Genomic DNA, 24,786 nt, shown 5'->3' with positions numbered 1-24,786 from the left:
ATTATACTGAATGTATCATATAAAGAAGGGGGTCATCTTTTGAATGATCAAGACCGTCGTTCAATGCCCTTATTCTCAATAGGAATAGTTATGAAATTAACCGAACTGACTGCGAGACAAATTCGTTATTATGAAGCAAATGATTTAATTGCTCCCGAGCGGACAAAAGGAAATCAGCGTCTATTTTCATTTAATGATGTAGACAGGCTGCTTCAAATCAAGGATCTCTTAGACAAAGGATTAAATATGGCTGGCATCAAGCTTCTGCTAGATGAAGAAAACAAAGAAACCCCGGAAGAAGCACCGAAGAAAGAGAAAAAAACGCCGGCTAATTTAACGGATAAAGAGCTTAGAGGAATCTTGAAAAATGAATTAAACGAAGCGGGAAGGTATGGAAAAGCCAGTATGAGGCAAGGAGAACTGGCACGCTTTTTTATAAAGCATTAACATCAGGTTAAAAGAGTTTTCGCTGCAAAGACAGTGTAGTGGAGGTTTTCTTTTCATACTTAAATGAATTTTTAGGAGGAGAACAAATGGCTAAGAAATTAACCAGAGAAGAAATTATTACACAGATTAAAGAGGAGAATGTACGTTTTATCCGCCTGCAGTTTACAGATATGCTCGGAACCATTAAAAACGTTGAAATTCCTTTAAGCCAGCTTGACAAAGCATTAGATAATAAAATGGCTTTTGACGGGTCCAGCATCGAAGGGTTTGTCCGTATTGAAGAATCAGATATGCTCTTACATCCTGATTTGGATACATTCATTGTATTCCCTTGGACTTCTGAAAAAGGAAAAGTGGCGCGTTTTATCTGTGATATCTATAATCCGGATGGTACTCCTTTTGCAGGCTGCCCGCGTTATAACCTGAAACGCAACCTGAAAAAAATGGAGGAACTAGGATTTGATGCATTTAATATTGGTGCGGAGCCGGAGTTCTTCTTATTCAAATTGGATGAAAACAGAGAACCTACACTGGAATTGAATGACCACGGCGGTTATTTTGACTTAGCGCCGACAGACCTTGGTGAAAACTGCCGACGTGATATTGTATTAGAGCTGGAAGAAATGGGCTTTGAAATTGAAGCATCCCACCATGAGGTTGCCCCTGGACAGCATGAAATTGATTTTAAATATTCGGATGCAGTGAAGCATGCAGACGATATTCAAACCTTCAAGCTGGTAGTAAAAACCATTGCCAGAAAGCATAATTTACACGCTACATTTATGCCGAAACCATTATTCGGAGTGAATGGCTCAGGAATGCATGTAAATATGTCTCTTTTCTCAGGAAAAGAAAATAAATTTTACGATACAAAAGGTGAGTTAGAACTAAGTCAGACAGCTTATCAGTTTATCGCCGGCATTATTGATCATGCGACAAACTTTACAGCAATAACAAACCCTACGGTCAACTCTTATAAGCGTCTTGTACCTGGATACGAAGCGCCTTGTTACGTGGCGTGGTCTGCATCTAACCGCAGCCCGCTTGTCCGTATTCCGAGCTCACGCGGTTTAAGTACTCGTGTAGAAGTACGAAGTGTTGACCCGGCTGCTAACCCGTATATGGCATTATCCGTACTGTTAGCTTCTGGCTTAGACGGCATTAAGAGAAAATTAGACGTGCCAGAATCTGTTGACCGCAACATTTATGTTATGAATAAAGCAGAGCGCGAAGAGAATGGTGTGAAAGATTTACCGTCTACTTTAAAAGAAGCAATGGATTTGCTTGAGCAGGATGAAGTGCTTGTTGAATCTTTAGGCGAGCATTTATTCGAACACTTTATTGAAGCAAAAGATATTGAGTGGGATATGTTCCGCACAACTGTTCACCCATGGGAGCGCGAGCAGTATCTGACGAACTATTAAGTCAGACGTAAAGAAGTATTATCTCTTAAACTTTTAATAAATAACAGCTATTTAGATACTGTGCATAGACTTTTTGTTCTAGCACAGTGTCTTTTTTTGTGAAAGGGAAAGATTTTGGATGCATGGAATAATTCGAAAAAATATGATAGAACAGCGTTTTATTACTCTTGGTAAATAAAGACACACAAGCAGGTTGAAGCATGAACTGCTTGTGTGTCTTTATTTTTTCACTTTTGATTCCTGCGATATAAGATAAATCCAGTTCCGGCTAAAACAGGTGTAGCTATAGAGAGAGCAAGAATAAAACGATGCGCCGTCTGATCAGAGAAGTGAGAGGAAATGTAAATGGATTCTATACCTCCGTCCTGACATTGTATTCGGTCAAAATGAGAGTACTCGCCATCGTTAGTAAAAAGATGGGTTACCTCTGTATCTGAAAAGGTGACTTCCGTATTTTTAGAATCCAAAGAAACTTTTTCCCTACCCTTTTCTGTAATGCACCGCACTTCATTTGCGTTAGTTGTTGCCGGGTAGGCCCAAATTTCTGTGGCTTTCCGGTTATCTGCCGGTGAGAAGGATTCATTTATTTCTAGTTCACTTACTGTTAAATCTCCTGGGAAAGCTGCTTTTTGATATACCATCCAAATACCTAACGGACCGACTATAATACAAAGCATGCAAGATATTGCAAGTAAGGAGGTGACTTTTTTGGCATTTTTCATAACTAAAACACCTTTCTGTCAGTAGATAGCTGTTATACGTTTGCATAACGGGATTTGTTTCAAAAAAAACATCGCATGAGAGCGGAATTTCGCTCCTATGCGATGCTTTATGCTTTTGTATTATTGATGGCCTCTTGCGGCTGCAGAAGGGAAAGTTAAATTGGATTCATCTTCTGTGAAAAACTCTTTGTACAGCGACTGAATCGCTTTTTCCAAATCAACTGCATGAACACCGAACATCATGGATACTTCTGAAGAGCCTTGGTTAATCATATCAATATTGATACCCGCTTTAGCAAACGATGCGGTAGCTTTAGCGGCTACGCCAATTGTGTTTACCAGTCCTTCTCCGACCACCATAACAACAGCCAGATCACGATGAATACTTACGGTATCCACATGCAATTCATTGCGGATACGGTCGATAACAATCTGTTCCTTTTCAGGTGTGAAAAGATGATCTCTGAAAATAACAGACATATCATCAATTCCAGAAGGTGCATGCTCGAAGGAGATTCCTTCATCCTCAAAAATATTTAACAGCTTTCGGCCGAACCCGACTTCACGGTTCATCAGGAATTTACTGACGTACAAGCTGCAGAAGCCGACGTCGCTTGCTATGCCTACTACACATTGGTCAGTGGAATCTCTTTCTGCCACAACCATTGTGCCGGGCGCTTCCGGGTTATTGGTATTTTTGATACAGACCGGGATTTCTTCTTTAAAAGCCGGGATAAGCGCTTCGTCGTGAAATACAGAAAAGCCGGCATACGATAATTCCCGCATTTCCTTATATGTTAAAACAGTAATATCTTTAGGATTTTCCACGAAGTTTGGATTTACTGCAAAAACAGAATCAACGTCTGTGAAATTTTCGTACAAGCTTGCTTTGGTTCCGGCAGCTAAGATAGCTCCGGTAATATCCGAACCGCCCCGTGAAAAGGTGACTAAATCATTATTTTCGGAATAACCAAAGAATCCGGGAACAACAGATACACCGTCACGTTCTCTTAGTTTATAAATTCTGGAAAAGCTTTCAGGAAGTAATTGAGCATTTCCAGGTTCATTACTGACAAAAATTCCTGCCTCTTTTGGATTGACATAGCTTGCGTTTAGGCCTAAATGCTTTAAATAAGCACTTACGATTTTTGCAGAACTGTCTTCACCGATGGATTTTAAAGCATCAAGCTGTGCCATAGGTGATATATCAAATTGAAGATACTTTTCAATGGTTTGCTGAATATCTTCTAAAATAGACTGGCCAAGGCCTAAATCCTCTATTATTTCTTGAAATCTGGCCATGATGTTTTGTAACTGCAAATCATAATCTTGATTTTGCTGTTTTGCATAACAAAGCTCGATTAATAAGTCTGTCATTTTTACGTCATCTGAGAAGCGTTTCCCTGGTGCAGATACAACAATTACTTTTCGGGAGGAATCAGACTTAATGATATTCGCTACCTTTTTAATCTGTTTTGCATTTGCTACAGAACTTCCTCCAAATTTTGCTACTTTCATTTACATGATACCCCATTTCAAAATTCCCACTATAAACTAGCTATTTTAGTTACGAAGATTTTTAGTGCGTGGTATTTTTTATTTTTACTAATATAACATATTTTCTGTTAAATTAAAGAGGAAAATGAAAAAAAGAAAGAAAAATATCGAAAATACCGTTTTTATTCTCTTTGCTGGACAAATGTTTACCATTTTAGGCCATTTGGAAGGAAAAGCAAGTGTTTAGTAAGGATGAATCAAAATTCATTTTTAGTATTACTGCAAGCATGAACAGTGTAGCGGAAATGTAGTTTAAATGAAAAAATCCCGTTTCAATGAAACAGGATAAATCAGCTCGCTGATTCCTTTTCTTGACTGCGCTTCTTCCTGTCTCTGTAGACAATAAAGCCGCCAAGAAATAACAGACCGCCGAGAAAAAGAATCAAACCAACAATAAATTGAATGCTTCCAAAAATAAAAATCGGGTAAAATGTATCAAAAAGCGTATCCCGCATCAATTTAATACCAAAAGCTGCAATCACCCCTGGAATAAATAGGATGATTAAAGCGAGGTTTCTTTGCATAAAAATTCCTGCTCCTTTATAGATATACTTGCAATCATTCATCAATCTTCTGCCCGTTCAGATGCCTCTTTAATTTTTAATCAAATAATTCCTTAAAACTTCATTATAAGTATATCAAAATACGTCGAAAAATAGAAATAGAATTCATTTGCTAAATTATGCATGGTATCGTATGATGAAACTGTGCAAATAAATTCAAGGTGGATGAAAAGTATGAAGCAAATTCTGATAGTCGGCGCTGGTAAAGGTGGTACAGCATTATTCCGCCTGTTTAAAGAAACAAAAAGCATGCAGATTTGTGCAATCGTTGACAAGGACGCAGACGCTCCTGCTATGAAGCTTGCGGAAGAAATGGATGTTCATACAAGTACAGAGTGGAAAGATTGGATTCACCATGACATTGATATTGTAATTAACGTAACAGGCGAAGAGGAATTATTTGAAAGGATGATTGAGCTGTTTCCAAGAAAGACAATTATCATCCCTGGTTCTGTAGCCAATATTATTTATGAATTAATTCATGAAAAAACTGTTTTAACAGATGAAGTAAAAGTACAGGCGAGCCGTTTGGAATTAATTTTAAACCATATGAATGACGGCATGATTGTTGTCAATAAAATGGAACAGGTTCAGCTGTTGAATCGTCGGGCGGAACAAATTCTCGGCAAAAAAGAAAAAGACTACAAAGGGAAGCATATCAAAGATTTACTCAAAACAAGCCGTTTATCTCACGTGTTAAGGAGTCAAAGAAAAGAGTTAAACCAAAAGACAATTTTAGATAATGGCAAGAAAGTGATTGCTTCACGAATCCCCATTATTAATAAAACAGGAGATTTAGTGGGAGCCTTTGCTGTTTTCAAAGACATTACGGAAGTAGTGCAATTAGCAGAAGAAAATACCGATTTAAATGAAATCAAAACCATGCTGGAAGCCATTATTAAATCTTCGGATGAGGCAATCAGTGTGGTGGATGAGCATGGAAAAGGCTTAATTATTAATCCCGCCTATACGAGAATCACTGGTCTGACCGAAGAGGAAGTAATAGGGAAGCCGGCAACAGTAGATATATCTGAAGGGGACAGTGTGCACATGAAGGTTTTAAAAAACCGGCGTGCTGTTCGCGGTGTACATATGAAGGTCGGACCGTCAAAAAAAGATGTTATCGTTAACGGGGCGCCGGTGATTGTACAAGGAAAGATAAAAGGCAGTGTCGGCGTGCTCCATGACGTCAGTGAATTACAATCTGTGACAAGGGAGTTAAAGCGTGCCAGACAAATCATCCGTAATTTGGAAGCAAGGTATACATTCGATGATATTATTGGTAACTCATCCGAAATGAAGCTTGCTTTAGAACAGGCAAAAGTAGCTGCCAAAGCACCGGCTATTGTTCTTTTGAGAGGGGAAACCGGCACCGGCAAAGAATTATTCGCCCATGCAATACACCATGAAAGTGATCGGAAATTTAATAAATTTATTCGTGTGAACTGTGCTGCATTGTCAGAACCAATGCTGGAAAAAGAACTGTTTGGTTCGGCAGAGGAGCAGGCAGAACAGCTGATAAAAAAGGAAGGTCTGTTTGAACAGGCGAACAATGGAAGCATTTTTCTTGATGAAATTGGTGAATTATCTTTATCAATCCAGGAAAAATTAATCTATGTGCTCAAGGAGAACAGAGTCACTCCAGTCGGCGCATCCAATTCGGTGCCTGTTGATGTCCGTGTGATTGCCGGAACGAATACGAATCTGGAGAAGGCTGTGATGAATGAGAAATTTCGTGAAGATCTTTATTATCTCATTAATAAACTTCCGATATCCATTCCATCGCTGAAGGAGAGAGAAGAGGATATCCCTGAGTTGGTGGAGCATATCATCCATCAGCTGAACGAAGAATATGGAAAAAATGTGCAAAGGATATCGGATGAAGCGTTAAAAAAACTAATGACATATCATTGGCCGGGGAATGTCAGGGAAATGGCTAATGTCATCAGTCATTCCATGATATTTATCGGCAACATAGAGGAGCAGATTGAAGTATCTGATTTGCCTAAATTGCAAACGAAGGAAATGACAGCAGGGCCGGATATGGTACAGACAGATAAACCGTTAAAATTACAGGAAGCGTTAGATCGTTTTGAAAAAAAATACTTGCAGGAAGTGTATCTGCAATGTAATAAAAACAAGACAAAGACAGCAAAAGCGTTACAAATATCTGTCCGCAATCTGTATTATAAGCTTGAAAAATATCAGCTTGAATAAAATGCCCTGCTTTGCAATATTTTGCAGGGAAGGGGAAACGTAAATTGGGAATACTGACAAATGTATCACAACAACCTGCCTAAAAGGATTAATGATCTGTTTGTCAGCTAAAATAAGCACTTAAGAATAGTGAAACAGGATGTATTACAGGAGGGGTTAAGATGGAAATCTTCAGTTACTTAGAAAAATATGATTATGAACAGCTACTTTTCTGTCAGGACAAACAATCGGGGCTAAAGGCTATTATTGCCATTCATGATACGACATTAGGACCTGCATTGGGCGGAACCAGAATGTGGACGTACCAGTCAGAAGCAGAAGCAATCGAAGACGCATTGCGGTTAGCTCGCGGAATGACATATAAAAATGCAGCAGCAGGCTTAGATCTCGGCGGCGGAAAAACAGTAATTATCGGAGATCCCAAAAAGGATAAGAATCCGGAAATGTTCCGTGCGTTCGGCCGTTATATCCAAAGCTTGAACGGCAGATACATCACTGCCGAGGACGTGGGCACGAATGAATCAGATATGGATCAAATTGCGCTTGAAACAGAGTATGTGACCGGTTTATCCTCCTACAGCGGAACTGCCGGCAACCCTTCTCCTGTTACAGCGTGGGGAATTTATCAAGGGATGAAAGCAACTGCAAAAGAAGCTTTCGGATCAGAATCATTAGAGGGCAAAGTGGTTGCACTTCAAGGCGTCGGAAATGTTGCTTACAGTTTATGTGCATTACTGCATGAAGAGGGCGCAGAGTTAGTTATTACAGACATTAATAAGGAAGCAGTAAAGCGGGCGCAAAATGATTTTAATGCCAAAGCTGTTGACCCAGATGATATTTATGATGTGGAATGCGATATTTATGCTCCTTGTGCGCTGGGTGCAACTATTAATGATCATACGATCCCAAGACTGAAAGCCAAAGTAATAGCAGGTTCTGCTAATAATCAGCTGCAGAGCCATGAACATGGGGATATCCTTCATCAAAAAGGAATTTTATATGCTCCTGATTATGTGATTAACGCCGGCGGAGTAATTAACGTTGCCGATGAATTAGTTGGTTACAACCGTGATCGCGCACTGCAAAATGTGCAGCGCATCTATAAAAATCTGGAGCAGGTCTTTGCCATTTCCAATCGTGATCAAGTCCCAACCTATATTGCGGCTGACCGTCTGGCCGAAGAAAGAATTCAAGCAAAACAACAATCACGCAGCCAGTTTCTTACAAATGAACGAAATATTTTAGATCGCAGGCGGTAGATGTTAATACATGCTGCAGATTTGGAAAAGCGGCATATTGGAGGGTATTTTGTGAATCAACGTGGTCGTATTTTAGTGATCTACCCCGACTTGTATTTCACCACGATCGGTGTATTTGAAGGAAATCATCTTTTATATCAGCAAAAAATTTCGCATAACGAAGAGGAACTGCATCGTTTTGAACAGCTGATGGAGCAAGTTTCGTACAGGAAGCAGGCTATATTTGAACAGCTGGATTTGGATGGAATGAATACATCGCGTTTTATAAGTGTGTGCGGCCGGGGCGGGCTATTGCGTCCAATCAGTGGTGGAACGTATAAAGTGAATCATGCGATGCTATATGATTTAAAGACAAATGCTTACGGGGAGCATGTATCGAATTTGGGTGCTGTTTTGGCGTATGAAATTGCGGAGAATTTAAATATACAAGCATATATTGTTGACCCGCCGGTAGTAGATGAACTGCAAGCCATTGCAAAATATACAGGTATTCCGGAAATTGAGCGAGCCAGCATCTTCCATTCGCTGAATCACCGTCATGCTGGCAGAATTGCGGCGAAGCAAATTGGTGCAGCCTACCATTCGCTAAAGCTTATTTCGATTCATATTGCAAGAGGGATTACTATCGCCTCCCACCATACCGGCAAAATTATTGATGTCACCAATGGGGTGGACGGGGAAGGCCCATTTACCATTGACCGGTCTGGGAGTGTACCGTTAAAGGGCTTCCTGACCTATCTATCTGAACAATATACTCCAGATGAAGGTTTTCTATGGAATCATGTCCAGCAGGATGGCGGGATCAAAGCATACCTGCATACAGAGGATCCTTCTATCATCCGTTCCAGGCTGATGAAAGAAGATCATCATACAAAGGAAGTAATTGAGGCGCAGGCATACCAAATCGCCAAAGAAATCGGGGCAATGAGCACGGTATTGCACGGGGAAGTAGACGGAATCGTTTTTACTGGAAAAATCAAAGAAAATGATTTTGTTATTGATGCGATTATTCCAAGAGTCAATTGGATTGCAGATGTGCTGGTGTTTCCTGGAAAGAATGATTTAGAAGCGATGAATGAAGGTGTGTTAGAGGTTTTGAACAATACCCAGAAAGAAAAGATATATGTTGCAGAGGAGGCAAATTAGATGGCAACAGAGTACGATTTAGTCATTTTAGGCGGCGGAACAGGAGGCTATGTTGCTGGTATCCGTGCCAGCCAATTAGGCATGACAGTGGCGATAGTAGAGAAATCCGAGCTGGGAGGGACCTGCTTACATAGAGGCTGTATACCTTCTAAAGCATTACTTCGCAGTGCAGAGGTTTTTCAGCAGACAAAAAAAGCAGATATATTTGGAGTTGAGGTGAATGAACCAACCTTAAACTTTTCAAAAGTACAGCAGAGAAAAAATGCGGTTATTGAACAGCTGCACAAAGGCGTTCAAGGATTAATGAAAAAAGGGAAAATCGATGTCTATCAAGGATTTGGCCGTATTCTGGGACCAAGTATCTTTTCTCCCATGCCTGGAACCATTTCTGTTGAATATGAAAATGGAAATGAAAATGATATGCTGCTTCCAAAAAATGTTTTAATCGCGACCGGTTCGCAGCCGAATACACTACCTGGTCTGGACTTTGATGGAGAATATATCATCAGCTCAAATGAAGCGTTAGAAATGGATGAACTGCCGAAATCAATGCTTATTGTAGGCGGCGGTGTTATTGGTATCGAATGGGCATCCATGCTGAACGATTTTGGAGTAGAGGTAACCGTCTTAGAATTTCAAAAGCAAATCTTACCGACGGAGGATAAAGATATTGCAAAAGAGATGGAAAAACAGTTGAAAAAAAGAGGCGTAAATATAATAACGGGGGCCAATGTTCAAGCTGATTCATTGGAAAAAAATAACGGTGTCATGATAGAAGCAATGATTGGTGAGAAAAAAGAACGTTTTGAAGCGGACAGACTGCTTGTATCTGTCGGCAGAAAAGCAAATATCGAAAATATTGGCCTGGAGAATACAGATATTCAAATTTCTAATCATACGATTGATACAAATGAGTTTTACCAAACCAAGGAATCTCATATTTATGCTATTGGCGATGTTATCGGAGGAATGCAGCTGGCTCATGTGGCTTCTCACGAGGGGATTACTGCTGTGGAACATATGGCAGGAGAGCATCCTCAAAAGATAGACTATCAGGCGGTATCAAGCTGTATATATGCAAGCCCGGAAGCTGCAAGTGTCGGTTTGACAGAAATGCAGGCTAAAGAAGAAGGATATGAGCTTGTCATCGGGAAGTTCCCCTTCAAAGCAGTTGGAAAAGCACTGGTTTATGGAGAATCAGATGGTTTTGTCAAAATAATGACAGATAAAAAAACACAGGATTTGATTGGGGTTCATATGATTGGCCCGCATGTGACCGATATGATATCAGAGGCTGGATTAGCAAAAGTGCTTGATGCAACGGCATGGGAAATCAGTCAGACCATTCATCCGCATCCATCCTTATCAGAAGTTATCGGGGAAGCCGCGCTGGCAGTCGACGGGATACAAATTCATGGGTAAACTAGCTGAGCAATCCGCATGATGTCATCATGTGAAATGGCTGAAGGAGGGAAAAATAATGACAGAAACATCTTGGGAAAATGTAAGTAATGAGATGGCTTTAGAAATGTTTGAAATGATGTTGTTAGCAAGAAAGATGGATGAAAGAATGTGGTTGTTAAACCGCTCGGGGAAAATACCATTTGTCGTTTCCTGTCAAGGGCAGGAAGCAGCACAGGTTGGAGCGGCTTTTGGTCTGGATCGTACGGTCGATTATACCGCTCCTTACTATCGGGATCTGGGTCTCGTATTAGGCTTTGGAATGACAGCAAAAGAATTAATGTTATCTGCCTTTGCCAAAGCAGAGGATCCAAATTCAGGCGGACGTCAAATGCCAGGTCATTTCGGACAGAAGAAAAATCGTATTTTAACTGGTTCTTCTCCAGTAACAACGCAGGTCCCTCATGCCGTTGGCGTCGCATTGGCGGCGAAAATGGATAAAAAGGAGATTGCGACCTTTGTGACATTAGGAGAGGGCTCCTCTAACCAGGGCGATTTTCATGAAGGATTAAACTTTGCCGGTGTTCATCAGCTTCCGGTGATTACTATGGTGGAAAATAATAAGTATGCAATTTCTGTCCCGTATGATAAGCAGGTAGCCAGCAAAACAGTTTCAGAGAGAGCATCATCTTATGGCATGCCGGGAGTTACTGTGGATGGAAATGATCCGATAGCTGTTTATCAAACCGTAAAAGAAGCGAGAGAAAGAGCAGTAAATGGCGAAGGGCCGACACTGATTGAAGCCGTAACCTATCGTTTTACTGCTCATTCCAGCGATGATGATGACAGTGCTTACCGTGAAATGGATGAAGTGAAAGAAGCTAAAAAGAAAGATTCCATATTTACCTTTGCTGAAAAGCTAAAAGAAAAGAACATAATGGATGAGGCAAAAGAAAAAGAAATACATGACAAAGTTAATACACTTGTGAACGAAGCAACAGAATATGCTGAAGAAGCCCCATATGCAGCTCCAGAGGATACGTTGAAGTATGTTTATGAGGAATTGGATAAGGGAGGGGAATAATCATGCCTGTGATGTCTTATATACAAGCAATTACAACAGCTTTAAAGGAAGAAATGCAAAGAGATGAAAATGTCTTTATTCTTGGAGAAGATGTAGGGAAAAAGGGCGGTGTATTTAAAGCAACGGACGGGTTGTACGCTATGTTTGGCGAAGAACGTGTATTAGATACGCCATTAGCGGAATCAGCAATTGCGGGAGTTGCTATCGGTGCAGCTATGTATGGAAAGCGTCCGATTGCTGAGATGCAGTTTGCAGATTTCATTATGCCTGCGGTCAACCAGATTGTTTCCGAAGCAGCCAAAATACGCTATCGCTCCAATAATGATTGGGATTGTCCGATAACCATCCGTGCTCCATACGGCGGCGGGGTACATGGCGCTTTATATCATTCCCAATCAGTAGAAGCATTGTTTGCGAATCAGCCGGGATTGAAAATTGTTATGCCGTCAAATCCGTATGATGCGAAAGGATTATTAAAGGCATCTATCCGTGATAATGACCCTGTTCTATTTTTTGAACATAAACGCGCGTATCGTCTGTTAAAGGAAGAAGTTCCAGAAGAGGATTATGTTCTGCCGATTGGTAAAGCAGATGTGAAAAGAGAAGGAGACGATATTACCGTCATCACTTATGGTCTTTGTGTTCACTTTGCATTGCAGGCCGCAGAAAGATTAGCCGCAGATGGTATTGATGCACATATCCTTGATTTACGGACGGTATATCCATTAGATCAAGAAGCGATTATAGAAGCAGCCAGCAAGACTGGAAAGGTTTTACTTGTTACAGAGGATAATAAAGAAGGAAGTGTAATGAGTGAAGTGGCTGCAATTATTTCGGAAAACTGCTTATTTGATTTAGATTCGCCTATCGAGCGCCTTGCAGGTCCGGATGTTCCGGCAATGCCTTATGCGCCGTCCATGGAAAAATACTTTATGTTAAATCCAGATAAAGTGGAAAAAGCAATGCGTGACCTTGCAGAATATTAATTGGAGGTAGAAATATGAGTGTGGAAAAAATGACAATGCCTCAGCTTGGTGAGAGTGTAACAGAGGGAACGATCAGTACCTGGCTGGTTTCCGTCGGAGATCAAGTGAATAAATACGACCCGATTGCTGAAGTGATGACGGATAAAGTAAACGCCGAAATCCCATCTTCTTATACAGGTAAAATAACAGAGCTTGTGGCAGAAGAAGGGGAAACAGTAGAAGTTGGTTCCCTCATTTGTTATATAGAGACAGAGCAAGCCGCTTCAGAGGACGTAGAAGCAGCTTCTGAAAAAGAAACGAACACAGTGGAAAAGAACGCTGCTGAACAAGCTGAAGATACAGACAGCTCTATGAAAAAAAGATATTCACCGGCAGTATTACGTTTATCTCAAGAGCACAGCATTGATTTAAATCAAATAGAAGGAACGGGCAGAGGCGGAAGAATTACCAGAAAAGATGTGGAAAAACACATTGGAAGCAGTACCGCTGCACAAAAAGAACCAAAACCTTCACAAGACAAGAAATCCGAAACTGCTGCTGTAAAAGAAACGCCTGCTCCGCAAAAAGAAAGTATCCAAAGCGCAGCCGGAGATATTGAAATTCCTGTAAAAGGTGTCCGGAAAGTAATTGCAGAGAATATGGTCCGGTCCACACAGGAAATCCCGCATGCCTGGATGCAGGTGAAAGTAGATGTTACGGATTTAGTAAAATACCGTAACAATGTCAAGGAATCATTTAAACAGCAGGAAGGCTTTTCTTTAACGCCTTTTGCTTTCTTTGTAAAAGCGGTGGCGCAAGGTTTAAAAGAATATCCTGAATTAAACAGCATGTGGGCTGGAGATAAAATTATTCAGAAAAAGGATATACATTTATCCATTGCTGTAGCAAAAGACAAGGAATTATTTGTTCCAGTGATTCAGCATGCAGATGAAAAAACGATTAAAGCCATCGCCCGTGATATTACTACCTTAGCGTCAAAAGCGCGTCAGGGTAAGCTGTCACCGGAGGATATGCAGGGAGGCACATTTACTGTCAACAATACGGGCTCCTTTGGTTCGGTCTCGTCGATGGGAGTAATCAATTCTCCGCAAGCGGCGATTCTGCAAGTCGAATCCATTGTAAAACGGCCGGTCATTATTAATGATATGTTTGCTGCCCGCGATATGGTGAATTTGTCGCTTTCCTTAGACCACCGTATTTTAGACGGTTTAGTATGCGGAAGATTTTTATCCCGTGTAAAAGAAATCCTTGAGGGGATGAATGACTCATCTGTATCCCTTTATTAAGCGGAAACGAATAAATTGAATTTTTAACCGCTAGCTGATAAGCTATAACTATATTTTAAGTAAAAAGGGTGAAGTACAATGGATTTCGATTTATTTATGCAGGATGTTGTTAACGTTGCAAGAACAGATATAACAGAATCAGGTTACGAGGAAGCACGTACAGCAGAGGAAGTAGATGCCGCGCTGACTCGTGAAGGAACTACACTTGTCATGGTGAATTCAACATGCGGCTGTGCCGGCGGTGTAGCACGTCCAGCAGCAGGGAATGCGATTCATTATGATAAGCGTCCAGATCATTTAGTAACGGTGTTTGCCGGACAGGATAAAGAAGCGACCGAGCAGGCAAGAACTTATTTTGAAGGATATCCGCCATCCTCTCCTTGTTTCGCATTGCTTAAGGACGGAAAAATCCTTAATATGGTAGAGCGGAATGAGATTGAAGGACATAGCGCCATGGAAGTATCTGCGAAGCTTCAAGGCCTGTTTGATCAATATTGTGAAGAAGTATAAGAGGTATTAAAAGGCTGTCATCTGGCAGCCTTCTTTGTGTCTGTTAAAATTTATCAGGAGGTCCATAAAGGGTGAAAATAGGATATCGTACCCTAAAAACTGCAATTGGTACGCCAATTGCTATCTCGTTAGCACAATGGGTTGGTCTTTCAAATTTTATTTCCGCAGGGATATTAACGATTCTCTGCATTCAGCCGTCAAGAAAGTCTTCCTTTCTGAGCGCCTGGCAGCGGTTTATTGCATGTACGGCAGCTGTTGTCTTTTCATGTGTTATTTTTGAATTGATTGGTTATCATGCACTTTCTATATTTTTGCTGCTTCTTTTATTTATCCCGGCAACAGTAGCATTGAAAGCAACTCCAGGGATTGCCTCGAGTTCCGTCGTGATGCTGAATCTATATGGTTCCGGAGGCGTAACACTTTCTCTGGTTGGAGAACAGTTTGTTCTGATTACAATTGGCCTTGGAGTAGGGCTTTTACTGAACATTTATATGCCGAGCTTAGATAATAAATTAAAGAAACTGCAAACCCAGCTGGAAAAGAACTTCAGCCGTGTTTTATATGAATACTCCTTATATATCCGGGATGAAAACGACGCGTGGCAAGGAAAAGAAATAGCAGCTACAGAGGATATTCTGGCTGAAGCAAAACAATTAGTCATCCGGGATAAAGATAACCATTTATTACGAAATGAGCATACCTATTATAATTATTTTAGGATGAGAGAAAGACAGTTTGAGCTGTTGAAGAAAATGCTTCCGCTTGTTACGCATCTTCCAAAGACAGATCATATTGCCCTTGAGATTGCAGATTTCTTTGAGCGATTATCTAAATCCGTCCACCCAGGAAATACAGCAATTACTTTTTTAGAGCAGTTGAAAGAATTAAAGCGGGAATTTCATGCGGAGGAGCTGCCGGAAACGAGAGAAGCGTTTGAAACAAGGGCGCACTTATTTCAATTATTACATGAAATAGAAGAGTACTTGATAATAAAAAATAAATTCAAGAAAAGTGACGTAACGCCTTGGAAGAAAAGGAAAAAAGATGCTTAGCTTTTCCTTTTTTACATAAGATTGGAACCATATCAAAAGGCTGTGCCAAAATGAAATAATCATTTTGGCACAGCCTTCTATTTTTAAACAAATGCAGCCAGTCCAGCTGTAATTGCTGAAATAAGCATTAGAGCGACCATGAAATAGATAATAATTTTCGTGCGGCGTTCGCGTTTTGAACGCTTTTTTTGCACGGATTGCTTTGCTGCCATGAAATATCCCCCTTTAGAATCCGATATCATCTACCGCTATTTTAACGTGAAATGATTCATCCGACAAGCTAATCGTATGGTTTTTCTCAAAATGTTCTTCCGGATTTGAATTAACGGATGAGGGAAACAGAGATTCCAATTCATTCTACTGTAAAAAAAAGAGAAAATATAGTAGCCTAGAAGGTAGGAGGTTACGCAAATGAGTGTGAATGAAGAAAGATTAGTTAATGAATTTTTAGAACTTGTGCAGGTAGATTCTGAAACAGGTTTCGAAAGTGAGATAGCATCGGTTTTAACCAAAAAAATGGAAGCTCTAGGTGTGCAGGTGGAAGAAGATAATGCAAAAGAGCAGACAGGTCATGGTGCAGGAAATTTAATTTGTACATTGCCTGCAACTAAAGACGGCGCGGATGCTATTTATTTTACTTCCCATATGGATACGGTTGTTCCCGGGAAGAGTATACATCCAATTATTAAAGAAGGCGTGATTTCTTCAGAGGGAGAGACAATTCTAGGTTCAGACGATAAAGCAGGCTTAGCTGCCATGTTTGAGCTGATTAAAGTGCTTCAGGAAAATAACATTCCTCACGGCCAGATCCAATTTATTATTACTGTAGGAGAAGAATCTGGCCTGGTAGGCGCTAAAGCGTTAGATTCCTCGAAGTTAGATGCGCGTTATGGATATGCGTTAGACAGTAATGGAAACGTTGGTGATATTGTTGTGGCTGCACCTACGCAGGCGAAAATCCATGCAACCATAACCGGCAAAACAGCACATGCTGGATTGGAGCCGGAAAAAGGTGTTTCTGCCATTACGATTGCCTCTAAAGCTATTTCTAAAATGCCTTTGGGGCGTATTGATAAGGAAACAACTGCTAATATCGGACGCTTTGAGGGCGGCAAACAGACAAATATTGTTGTAGATCATGTAGAAATTTTAGCAGAGGCACGTTCTCTGTCTGAAGAGAAGATGGAAAAACAGGTCGAGAAAATGAAGTCAGCTTTTGAAGAAGCTGCTGAAGAGCTTGGCGGTTCCGCTGAAGTGAAGATAGCAATCGCTTATCCCGGCTATCATTTTAAAGCGGGAGACCAGGTGGTTGAGGTTGCCAGAAAAGCTGCAAAAGCAATCGGCAGAGAAAGTAAATTAGAACAGAGCGGCGGAGGCAGTGACGCCAATGTGATTGCCGGGTATGGAATCCCTACCGTTAATCTGGCAGTTGGTTATGAAGGGATTCATACGACCAATGAGCGGATTAAAGTGGAAGATCTTGTGAAAGTAACAGAATTTGTTGTGGAGATTGTTAAAATCGCAGCAAAATAAGATAAAGCTTCCATTCTTGGAGCGGCTTTCTGTGAAAAAGGAGAATGCATTCCATGATGGAGTGTGTTCTTCTTTTGTTAAGAATAGAGGTGTTATGATGGAACAGCCGGCCAATTCGAAAAGACGAGTTATCTTCCATATAGATATGAACTGCTTTTATGCTTCGGTAGAAATGGCGCATAATCCGGAATTAAAAGGGAAGCCGATCGCGATCGCCGGAAATCCGGAAGAGCGGAAGGGGATTATTGTTACAAGCAGCTATGAAGCCAGAGCAAAAGGCGTGAAAACGACGATGCCCGTGTGGCAGGCGAAAAAATTATGCCCCGATTTATTATTGATGCGGCCTAATTTTGACAGATATCGGGAAGCGTCCCGGGCTATTTTTAAGATGCTTTCGGAAATTACACCGCTCGTCCAGCCGGTTTCGATTGATGAAGGCTACCTGGATATTACCGATACAAAAGGATTCGGAACGCCGGTAGAAATAGCTGATTACCTGCAGCAGCGGATATTAAAAGAACTGGATATCCCATGCAGTCTTGGTATTGCACCAAATAAATTTCTGGCAAAAATGGCATCAGATATGAAGAAGCCTTTAGGAATAACTATCCTTCGAAAGCGTGAATTATCTAACGTATTATGGCCGCTTTCAATTGAAGAAATGCACGGCATCGGGAAGAAGACTGCTGAAAAACTTCGAAGAGTATCTATTCATACCATCGGTGATTTAGCTGTACATGATGTCTATCAATTAAAGCAGCTATTAGGGGTTAATGGAGAAAGAATGAAGAACCTGGCCAATGGAATAGACTATCGGGTTGTGGATCCAGAAGCGGTACATGATTTCAAAAGTATCGGCAGCTCACAGACATTGGCTCATGATTCAACAGATTGGGATGAACTTCACCAGCTGTTAGGCCAGCTTACCGATAATGTGGCAAGACGAGTGAAACGAAAAAATGCGACTGGAAAAAGCGTTCAATTAATGATTCGTTTTCACAACCATCAAACGATTACACGCAGTAAAACATTGCAAGGGTATATCGATGAAAAAGAAGATATTCTTTTTGTCGCAAAGGAACTATTAAAAAAACATTGGAATGAAGAACCTGTACGGCTATTGGGTGTCTCTTTACAAAGTGTAGAGGAGAAGAGTCAGGTAGGAGAACAGCTTGATTTGTTTACCTACCGCGATAACGCCAAAAAAGAAAAGCTGTACGAAACCATGGAAGCATTAACGGATAAATACGGAAAAGATATATTTTTATCTTTAAAAAATGAAGAGAAGGACAAACAGCAGCCACGGACAAGCTTTCAAAAAGATTTCCTGGACGATTATAAAAAGCCTTGATTTTACTCTATTTCAATAGATATAAAATCAAGGCTTTTGTTTTTTTAAGATAAGAATTTCTTCAAAATATTTGAAGTAACCGTACCGCCCGAATAACGGAATGGCAAATCAAATTTCGTTGTTTGTTTTAAGATGCTTTTCTGATGTGAAAATGTATCAAAGCTGGCTTTCCCGTGATAGCTTCCCATCCCGCTCTGCCCGACTCCGCCAAACGGAAGATACGGGTTTGCTAAATGGAAGAATGTATCATTGATAGAACCGCCGCCAAAAGAAACGTACTCCATTACCTGAGACTGCATTCTCGGATTTTCTCCAAAATAGTATAGTGCTAATGGTTTTTCCCTTGATTTAATCAACGAAAGTGCATCCTCTATATTCTCAAAGGATAATACGGGCAGAATCGGACCAAATATCTCTTCTTGCATGATAGGGTCTTCCCAATCTATTTTATCCAGAATAGTAGGTTCAATGATTAATTCTTCATCATTATATTCTCCGCCGTGAACAATATGATCTTCATTTAAGAATGCTTTTAAGCGGTTAAAATGGTCCAGGTTTATGATTCTTGAATAATTTTCACCCTGGAGTACATTCTTGCCAAATAAAGACTTTATTTGCTTTTTCATTGCTTTTAAAAGCTTGAATTTAACAGATTCTTGTACTAATAAATAATCCGGCGCCACACAGGTCTGACCGGCATTGGTATATTTTCCCCATACAATTCGTTTAGCTGCCAATTGGATATTTGCATCTTCATCTACAATTGCAGGACTTTTTCCGCCCAGCTCTAACGTTACCGGGGTTAAATGCTCGCTTGCGGCCCGCATCACGATTTTTCCAACTGCACTTCCTCCGGTAAAGAAAATGTGATCAAAACGCTGTTTTAACAGCTCTGTTGTTTCCTCGACAGCACCCTGAACAACAGTGAAATAAGAAGGATCGAAATGCTCTTCCGCGATTCTGGCAAGAAAATCGGATGTATGCGGAGCATGTTCAGACGGCTTTAGAATAACTGAGTTACCTGCTGCAATCGCTCCGATAACAGGTACTAATGATAATTGTAAAGGATAATTCCATGGTGCAATAACGAGCACAACACCAAGTGGTTCTTTTATAATATAGCTTTTCGAGCCTTTATGCGTTAATGGAGAGGCAACTTTTTCAGGCTGCATCCAGTAGCGGAGATTTTTAATGGCTACTTCCAATTCACTTTGAATAATGCCAATCTCCGTAAGTATTATTTCATGATCAGGTTTATTTAAATCTTTTTTTAATACATCATATATCTCTTCTTCATTATCTTTGAAAATCTTCTTGATTTTTTCTAATTGTTGTTTACGAAACGTATAATCAACGGTATTTCCTTGATCAATATATTTTCGATGATCATCAACAATTTGCTGATAGTTTTCTTGTAAGGTCATCAAATCTGTCTCTCCCTTTCTCACTTCAAGAGGATGTGCAAGCTGTAAACGATGCACAAACTATAATTGAAACACACTAAAATCGCCGGCTATGGATGTATTGAAAAATACTTCTTTTGCCTCTTCCAGAAACCCATCCATATCTGAAAATTGATATCTTGAAGATATGTGTGTCAAGATTAGCTGTTTACATCCTGCATCAAGCGCTATTTTAGCGGCTTGTATATTGGTTGAATGAAAATAGTCCTCTGCAAGTGTCTCTTTATCTGCAGCAAAGGTTGCTTCATGAATTAACAGATCGCTATTCTTTACAAATTCTTTATGCGCCGCCTGATAGGTGGTGTCCCCAAGAATCGAAATAACCCTTCCTTTTTTGGGCGATCCGATAAAATCAGAACGGTAAATTATCGTGCCATCTTCCAGAGTGACAGAAGGTTTTTCTTTTATTTCGCCGTAAACCGGGCCGGGACGTATCCCTTTTTCTTTTAATTTATCAACAAGAAGCTCACCTGGCTTGTCTTTTTCAACAATACGGAAACCGAAGCTTGGTACGCCGTGGACAAGTTTTTTTGCATATACTTCGATGGCTTCCGTTTCAAATAACAGTCCTTCTTCTATCTCTATGACAGAAAGAGGATACGTTAAATGCGTATAGCTTAATTTCAAAGCAGATTGGATAAATTCCTTCGTACCCTCCGGACCATAAATGGTTAATGGTCTGTCAGTGCCTGCTTGAAATGAACGGCTGCTGAGAAATCCCGGTAATCCATAAATATGATCGCCGTGCATATGGGAAATAAAGATTTTATTTATTTTTCCCGGTTTAATTTTAGTATGAAGAAGCTGATGCTGCGTGGCTTCCCCGCAATCAAACAGCCAGACTTCATTTAATTCTTGCAGCATACTGAGTGCAACGGCTGTTACATTCCTTTCTTTAGAAGGAAGTCCTGCTCCGGTGCCTAAGAAAGTAATCTCCATGTTTCAATCTCACCTTAATATTATATTATAATTTAAAATTTTACCCAAATATACGACAATCATCAACGCAGAAGGTCAAAAATTAGGGAGCGCTCTTCTATCAAGACAAAAAACTGCGATATAATGCTTTGCGTACAGCAAACGCCCGATTCGGTACATCGGTAAATATGCTATTTACTTTGTAAGAAAAGCATCGATTTAAAAGGCGGGCTGAATTCACCGTATACACCCTTACCGGAATCTTGTTTTTCATCGCTTCATTTATGAGCTGCTGACGAAGCAGCGTGTGTTTAATATGAACGGCTGTTGCACCGATAGACAAGGCATACGCTAATAAATCTCTTCTTGACCGCTTGGTTAACCAACCGATATTTGAAATTTCATCAAAACTTGCCAGGCGCGTTATGCTGGTTTCAGAGAATGTAGAAAAGTATGTCCGGTCCAGCATTTGATATTGTTTAATAAGCTGATATGTAATTTTCTCCAGATTCTTATGTGCAATTTTATTATTTTTTAATTCTAAATGAAGAATCAAAGGTTTATCTTTGATCCAAATTAGAAATTCCTCCAGTGTTACGATCCGTGTTCCTGCAAATTCAGTATGAAAGGATTTGCCCATGTCTAATTGTTTTAGCTCGTCCAGCGTAAATTGAGTAATCCATCCTTTCACTCCAAAAATACGCTGCAAACCTTCATCATGGAAAAGGACAGGAATATTATCCTTTGTTAATTGGACATCTGTTTCAATGCCATCAGCCTTCATCTCGTAAGCAAGCTCAAAAGCCGGGAAACTGTTCTCAGGGGCATAATTGCTTGCACCCCGGTGTGCGATAATGGACGTCATCGTGTCACCCCCAATCTTATTGTGTTAGATTTTTCCCCGTAAGTCAATGTTTAAACCAGTGTACGGGAGGATCATTTCATTGTACAATATATATAGACACAGGATGTCCATCTAATAGACGATGTTCACACATTGAAAGCAAGGTCACACACTTTAAATCATTATATGAAGTAAGGGTCGATAAATATGAGAATAGGAAGAAATCATTTTGTTAAAGATAAAAAAATTATTGTCACCGGTGCATCAAAAGGAATCGGAAGAGAGATCGCTATAGAAATCGCTGCTCATGGCGGTATACCTATTTTAATCGCAAGGTCACAAGAATTGCTGCAAGAATTAGCAGATGAAATAGAAGCAAATAACGGCATTTGCAGGGTTTATCCCATTGATACATTTTCAAGGGAAGCAATTGAAGAACAGATTAATGATATGCTGGAGACTGAGAAGCGTATTCATGGATTAATCAATAATGCAGGCTTTGGTGTATTTGATTCGATTGAAGAATTAAATATGGATGAGGTAGAGGAAATGTTTCAGGTGAATGTTTTAGCAGGGATGCAATATGCAAAAGCCTTTCTGCCGCATTTTCTGCAGTTTAAAGGGAAATCGCATATTATTAATATTGTTTCCCAGGCTGCAAAATTGCCAACACCGAAAGCAGCAGGGTATGCTGCGTCTAAACATGCGATGCTGGGCTTTACAAATGTACTCAGACAAGAGACAAGGGGGAGCAGCCTGACGGTCACTTCTGTTAATCTGGGCCCTGTGAAAACAAACTTTTTTGAGATGGCTGATAAGGAGGGCAAATACCAGCAGAATGTAGAAAAGTATATGCTTTCTCCTGAAAAAGTAGCTTCAAAGGTAGTGCATTCTTTATTTTCCAATAGAAGAGAAATCAATATGCCGTGGTGGATGGAAGCTGGAAGTATTCTGTATCGCTTATTTCCAGGGTTAATGGAGAAAGTACTTCAATCTCAATTTGATAAAAAATAGTAGAGTAAGTATATCTTATAAAACAGGTCTGCTTTTCCTGAGCATCATCACTCAGGGGAAGCAGACCTGTTCTTTTGGAAATGCTGTAACAGACTTATGAAGTTGCGGAACCCCCGCCGTTTTTAACGATGCTGCTCATACTGTGAAGCTTTGGACAGCTGCTGCAGAATAGGATAAGCTGCATCGGTGATTTCGTTAATTGATTGGTGAACTGCAATATTCTTTTCTAATTGCTCCAGAGAGCTTGCTCCAAAAACGGTCGACGTAATCGCAGGATGATTAGCTGCATAATACATTGCTAATTGCTGCAGAGAACTATCCGGCAACGCCTGTTCCAATTCATAATAAAGTGATTTTAATTCGCTGTAGGAATAGTCGAGATAGCCGGCCTCCGCTTTTTTATCGAGAACTTCATCGGCTTTATTGCTTAATAGTCCCTGTGCCAGCGGACCGCGGGCAACAACACCGATTTTATTTTCCTCTGCAATCGGTAGAATGGCTTCCTCTGGTCTTCTGTCTAGAAGACTGTACTGTGTCATTAAAATATCAATAGAGGAGCGGATGGCATATTCCCGGACAACATTTGGACGGATGGACGAAATACCATAGGCGCGGATTAAGCCATCTTTCTTTAGTTCATCAAAAGCTTCAATGGTTTCATCGATTGGATCCTCCAATGTGCCGCCATGAAGCATGTAGACATCAATATAATCTGTATTCAGTCTTTGTAAACTGTCACGGACGGCTTTGTGGATATATTTCTTCGAAGGATCCCAGAACCAATCATCTTTACCTTTTTCAAAATGGTTTCCGACCTTTGTTGTCACAACTACATCCGATCTGCGATGCTTTATTGCTTCTCCAACGATTTTTTCATTCTCGCCAAAGTGATAAAGGTCTGCCGTATCTAAGTGATTGATTCCTTTATCTAACGCATAATCAATCATTTTTTTACCTTGCTGCACATTTGTTCCCAGCGACATACAGCCAAGGGTTAAATCAGAAATTTCGATATCGCTTTTGCCAAGCTGCCGTTTCTTCATGCTATTCCTCCTTGTAAATCCAGTATGCATATATTGTAGAGGGTGATAGAAAAGAATACAATTAATACACTTTTTTAACGCATGAAATAAGTCATTTCTATCAAATCGTTTATGGGGTGGATGGGAATGATAATCAGTATCTGAAAGTAATGAATGGTTAAGAAATAAAATACCGTCTGTCATAGAAAAAGAAATCAAATCAGAAGAAAAAAAGAAATAGACTTGCTACAATAGAGTTCTGCGAATAAAATGAATGGAAAGACACATATAACGCAATTGTATTCAGCAGGAATTTCACAGGCGATTGTCCATGAAGAAGTACTTGTTCAAACTGAGGGCGGATCAGCCTGTTAACCTGCACTAAATGACGAAAAGGTGGAATAGCATATATGCAACGTTTTGAAGAAAAAACAATGACATCCCAAAAAATATTTGAAGGAAACATTATTGATGTACAACTGGATGAGGTACGGCTTCCCAACGGAGAAACAGCACAAAGAGAGCTTGTCTATCATCCAGGCGCCGTAGCAATTATTCCAATTACACCAGATAATAAAATTGTACTTGTAGAACAATATCGCAAACCATTGGAAAGAACATTAGTAGAAATTCCGGCAGGGAAGCTGGAGCAGAATGAAAATCCATTAACTGCGGCAGTCCGTGAGCTGGAAGAGGAAACAGGGTATACAACAACGAATCTCTCGCAAGTGACCTCTTTTTACACCTCTCCAGGCTTTGCTAATGAACTGGTGTATGTTTATGTCACCAATGATTTAATTAAAATGGAAAATCCGCCGGCGGGCGATGACGATGAATTTGTGGAGATTATGGAAGTGACGTTAGATGAAGCAAAAGACCTCGTGGAAGAAGGGCGTATTCAAGACGCAAAAACGAACTATGCTGTTCTTTATTTACATGCTTTAACGAAATAAGAAAATAAGTTTTTCACCGGACGCGTTCTACCTG

Annotated in this window: 23 protein-coding genes; 15 read left to right on the top strand and 8 right to left on the bottom strand. The window is 40.3% G+C overall.

Features of this window, described 5'->3' with window-relative positions:
• Positions 1-39 precede the first annotated feature (39 nt).
• On the top strand, positions 40-447 hold the full coding sequence (locus MKX55_RS12405; RefSeq protein WP_042534297.1) for a MerR family transcriptional regulator: 408 nt from the start codon (positions 40-42) through the stop codon (positions 445-447).
• Positions 448-533: 86 nt separating this feature from the next.
• Complete coding sequence (gene glnA, locus MKX55_RS12400; RefSeq protein ID WP_042534295.1) at positions 534-1,871, top strand: type I glutamate--ammonia ligase; 1,338 nt, start codon at positions 534-536, stop codon at positions 1,869-1,871.
• Positions 1,872-2,098: 227 nt separating this feature from the next.
• Here the strand turns inward: glnA and MKX55_RS12395 are convergent, their stop codons facing one another.
• The 3 genes from MKX55_RS12395 to MKX55_RS12385 all read right to left on the bottom strand — a co-directional run bounded on the left by MKX55_RS12395 (position 2,099) and on the right by MKX55_RS12385 (position 4,674).
• Entirely contained in the window at positions 2,099-2,593 is a 495-nt protein-coding gene (locus MKX55_RS12395; RefSeq protein WP_339233081.1) for a hypothetical protein, read from the bottom strand.
• 120 nt (positions 2,594-2,713) lie between these two features.
• Positions 2,714-4,111: an aspartate kinase gene (locus MKX55_RS12390; RefSeq protein WP_339233080.1), complete on the bottom strand. Its 1,398-nt coding sequence runs from the start codon at positions 4,109-4,111 to the stop codon at positions 2,714-2,716.
• A gap of 329 nt (positions 4,112-4,440) precedes the next feature.
• Entirely contained in the window at positions 4,441-4,674 is a 234-nt protein-coding gene (locus tag MKX55_RS12385) for a DUF2627 family protein (RefSeq protein ID WP_339177385.1), read from the bottom strand.
• A 213-nt stretch (positions 4,675-4,887) separates the two neighbouring features.
• On the opposite strand from MKX55_RS12385, the gene MKX55_RS12380 reads away from it, so the two are divergent.
• The 9 genes from MKX55_RS12380 to MKX55_RS12340 all read left to right on the top strand — a co-directional run bounded on the left by MKX55_RS12380 (position 4,888) and on the right by MKX55_RS12340 (position 15,654).
• Positions 4,888-6,930, top strand: coding sequence for a sigma 54-interacting transcriptional regulator (locus MKX55_RS12380; RefSeq protein ID WP_339233078.1), 2,043 nt, complete (start codon positions 4,888-4,890; stop codon positions 6,928-6,930).
• 161 nt (positions 6,931-7,091) lie between these two features.
• Entirely contained in the window at positions 7,092-8,189 is a 1,098-nt protein-coding gene (locus MKX55_RS12375; RefSeq protein WP_339233077.1) for a Glu/Leu/Phe/Val dehydrogenase, read from the top strand.
• A gap of 51 nt (positions 8,190-8,240) precedes the next feature.
• Complete coding sequence (buk, locus tag MKX55_RS12370; RefSeq protein ID WP_339233076.1) at positions 8,241-9,335, top strand: butyrate kinase; 1,095 nt, start codon at positions 8,241-8,243, stop codon at positions 9,333-9,335.
• Complete coding sequence (lpdA, locus tag MKX55_RS12365; protein WP_339233074.1) at positions 9,336-10,757, top strand: dihydrolipoyl dehydrogenase; 1,422 nt, start codon at positions 9,336-9,338, stop codon at positions 10,755-10,757.
• 58 nt (positions 10,758-10,815) lie between these two features.
• Complete coding sequence (locus tag MKX55_RS12360) at positions 10,816-11,820, top strand: thiamine pyrophosphate-dependent dehydrogenase E1 component subunit alpha (protein ID WP_193062228.1); 1,005 nt, start codon at positions 10,816-10,818, stop codon at positions 11,818-11,820.
• A gap of 2 nt (positions 11,821-11,822) precedes the next feature.
• Complete coding sequence (locus tag MKX55_RS12355; protein WP_193062226.1) at positions 11,823-12,806, top strand: alpha-ketoacid dehydrogenase subunit beta; 984 nt, start codon at positions 11,823-11,825, stop codon at positions 12,804-12,806.
• A gap of 14 nt (positions 12,807-12,820) precedes the next feature.
• Complete coding sequence (locus MKX55_RS12350) at positions 12,821-14,092, top strand: dihydrolipoamide acetyltransferase family protein (RefSeq protein ID WP_339233073.1); 1,272 nt, start codon at positions 12,821-12,823, stop codon at positions 14,090-14,092.
• Between the two features lie 78 nt (positions 14,093-14,170).
• Positions 14,171-14,602 carry a BrxA/BrxB family bacilliredoxin gene (locus tag MKX55_RS12345; RefSeq protein ID WP_339177374.1) on the top strand — a complete coding sequence of 144 codons (432 nt, stop codon included), beginning with the start codon at positions 14,171-14,173 and terminating at the stop codon, positions 14,600-14,602.
• Between the two features lie 71 nt (positions 14,603-14,673).
• Positions 14,674-15,654 (top strand): aromatic acid exporter family protein, encoded by a 981-nt coding sequence (locus tag MKX55_RS12340; RefSeq protein ID WP_339177372.1) that lies wholly within the window; start codon positions 14,674-14,676, stop codon positions 15,652-15,654.
• 83 nt (positions 15,655-15,737) lie between these two features.
• Here MKX55_RS12340 and MKX55_RS12335 read toward each other — a convergent pair whose 3' ends face one another.
• Entirely contained in the window at positions 15,738-15,866 is a 129-nt protein-coding gene (locus tag MKX55_RS12335) for a DUF4044 domain-containing protein (protein WP_193062207.1), read from the bottom strand.
• Between the two features lie 199 nt (positions 15,867-16,065).
• Between MKX55_RS12335 and MKX55_RS12330 the strand changes: the two genes are divergently transcribed.
• Together MKX55_RS12330 and MKX55_RS12325 are read left to right on the top strand one after the other, a co-directional pair.
• Positions 16,066-17,187 (top strand): M20/M25/M40 family metallo-hydrolase, encoded by a 1,122-nt coding sequence (locus MKX55_RS12330; protein WP_339177369.1) that lies wholly within the window; start codon positions 16,066-16,068, stop codon positions 17,185-17,187.
• 97 nt (positions 17,188-17,284) lie between these two features.
• The gene (locus MKX55_RS12325; protein ID WP_339185237.1) at positions 17,285-18,538 is read left to right on the top strand and encodes a DNA polymerase IV; all 1,254 of its coding nucleotides are present in this window, start codon (positions 17,285-17,287) and stop codon (positions 18,536-18,538) included.
• Positions 18,539-18,582: 44 nt separating this feature from the next.
• Here the strand turns inward: MKX55_RS12325 and MKX55_RS12320 are convergent, their stop codons facing one another.
• From MKX55_RS12320 to MKX55_RS12310, 3 genes are all read right to left on the bottom strand, one after another.
• Positions 18,583-19,962 (bottom strand): aldehyde dehydrogenase, encoded by a 1,380-nt coding sequence (locus MKX55_RS12320; protein WP_212928222.1) that lies wholly within the window; start codon positions 19,960-19,962, stop codon positions 18,583-18,585.
• Between the two features lie 60 nt (positions 19,963-20,022).
• Entirely contained in the window at positions 20,023-20,940 is a 918-nt protein-coding gene (gene rnz / locus MKX55_RS12315) for a ribonuclease Z (RefSeq protein ID WP_339177367.1), read from the bottom strand.
• 100 nt (positions 20,941-21,040) lie between these two features.
• Positions 21,041-21,784, bottom strand: coding sequence for a glycerophosphodiester phosphodiesterase family protein (locus MKX55_RS12310; RefSeq protein WP_339233072.1), 744 nt, complete (start codon positions 21,782-21,784; stop codon positions 21,041-21,043).
• 186 nt (positions 21,785-21,970) lie between these two features.
• Here MKX55_RS12310 and MKX55_RS12305 point away from each other — a divergent pair, with 186 nt between their 5' ends.
• Positions 21,971-22,777, top strand: coding sequence for an SDR family oxidoreductase (locus MKX55_RS12305; RefSeq protein WP_339177362.1), 807 nt, complete (start codon positions 21,971-21,973; stop codon positions 22,775-22,777).
• A 122-nt stretch (positions 22,778-22,899) separates the two neighbouring features.
• Here MKX55_RS12305 and MKX55_RS12300 read toward each other — a convergent pair whose 3' ends face one another.
• Positions 22,900-23,820: an aldo/keto reductase gene (locus tag MKX55_RS12300; RefSeq protein WP_339233071.1), complete on the bottom strand. Its 921-nt coding sequence runs from the start codon at positions 23,818-23,820 to the stop codon at positions 22,900-22,902.
• A 389-nt stretch (positions 23,821-24,209) separates the two neighbouring features.
• Here MKX55_RS12300 and MKX55_RS12295 point away from each other — a divergent pair, with 389 nt between their 5' ends.
• A complete protein-coding gene (locus MKX55_RS12295) occupies positions 24,210-24,752 on the top strand; it encodes an NUDIX hydrolase (RefSeq protein ID WP_339233070.1) in 543 nt (180 codons plus the stop codon).
• Positions 24,753-24,786: the final 34 nt, after the last annotated feature.

Origin of the sequence: Oceanobacillus sp. FSL W7-1281 (assembly GCF_037969835.1) — a bacterium.
GTDB classification, from domain to species: Bacteria; Bacillota; Bacilli; order Bacillales; family Amphibacillaceae; genus Oceanobacillus; species Oceanobacillus oncorhynchi.
The sequence above is the reverse complement of the archived record's forward strand: the minus strand, read 5'-3'. Positions and strand labels throughout refer to the sequence as shown.